We start from the raw sequence: 1,058 nt of genomic DNA, 5'->3' as shown, positions 1-1,058 counted from the left end.
TTATCGGGCGCTCTCGCGCGGGGTGAGCACCAATCTCATCATCCACGCGTTCGCCCGGACGGCGCGGCACACGGGGATCGGCAGCGACCTCATCGAACCGTTCTTCGCCGCCATGCGCTCCGATCTCGACGCCGAATCGCCTGCGGGACACCCGGCGGCACCCGAGGTGCGGTGCCTGAGCGCCGGGGAGCATGCGGACTACGTCTACGGATCCGCCGAGGGCGTCGGCCTCATGTGCCTGCGCATCTTCCTCCACGACAACCCCCGCGACGACACCCAGCTGCCCACCCTCGAGCGCGGGGCCCGCCGTCTCGGCGCGGCCTTCCAGAACATCAACTTCCTCCGCGACCTCACCGAGGACGCGCGCCCGACCACGAGTGCCCGGGACGGCGGGATCCTTACCATCCGTGGCCAGCACGCTGACGCCGAGGCTGCGATCCCGCTCCTGCCCTACGACGCGAGGCTCGCCGTCGGCGCCGCCACCGCGCTCTTCGCCGCGCTCATCGACACCATCGCCGCTGCCCCCGTCGAGCGGCTCTACCGGGAGCGGATCCGCATCCCCGGCCACGTCAAGGCGCGTCTCCTCGCCCGCTCGACCCTGGGCACCCTGCGCGGCCGGAGTTCGTGATGGCGCAGGTGAGCGTCATCGGGGCGGGTGGCGCCCTGCTCGCCCGGGACGGCCACAGCGTCGACGTCTTCGAGAAGAACACCGAGGTGGGCGGGCGCATCGGTCGGATCGTCCGTGACGGGTTCCGCTTCGATACGGGCCCGTCCTGGTATCTCATGCCCGCGGTCTACGGCCACTTTTTCTCGCTCATTGTGACGAGCGCGGCGGTTGAGCTCGCCCTCGTGCCCCTCGATCCCGCCTACACGGTGTTCACCGACCCGGAGGCGTCGACCGCGCCGAGCGTCACCGCCGAGGCGGCACCGGTGAGTGTTCCGCGGGGACGCGACCGGGTTGTCGCGGCCTTCGAGGGCCGCGAGTCCGGTGCCGGCAGGCGCCTGCAGGCCCATCTGCGCTCGGCCGCCCATGCGAAGGCGATGGCCGAGAGGCTCTT

Annotated in this window: 2 protein-coding genes; both read left to right on the top strand. The window is 71.5% G+C overall.

All coding sequences use genetic code 11. The features are described from left to right. A partial coding sequence (locus BSP109_RS16780) for a squalene/phytoene synthase family protein (protein WP_101602078.1) occupies positions 1-628 on the top strand: 628 nt, incomplete at its 5' end. After that, a partial coding sequence (locus tag BSP109_RS16775; protein WP_180959815.1) for an NAD(P)-binding protein occupies positions 628-1,058 on the top strand: 431 nt, incomplete at its 3' end. The genes BSP109_RS16780 and BSP109_RS16775, both read left to right, overlap by 1 nt.

This window comes from Brevibacterium sp. Mu109 (genome assembly GCF_900169375.1).
GTDB classification, from domain to species: domain Bacteria; phylum Actinomycetota; class Actinomycetes; order Actinomycetales; family Brevibacteriaceae; genus Brevibacterium; species Brevibacterium yomogidense_A.
The sequence above is the reverse complement of the archived record's forward strand: the minus strand, read 5'-3'. Positions and strand labels throughout refer to the sequence as shown.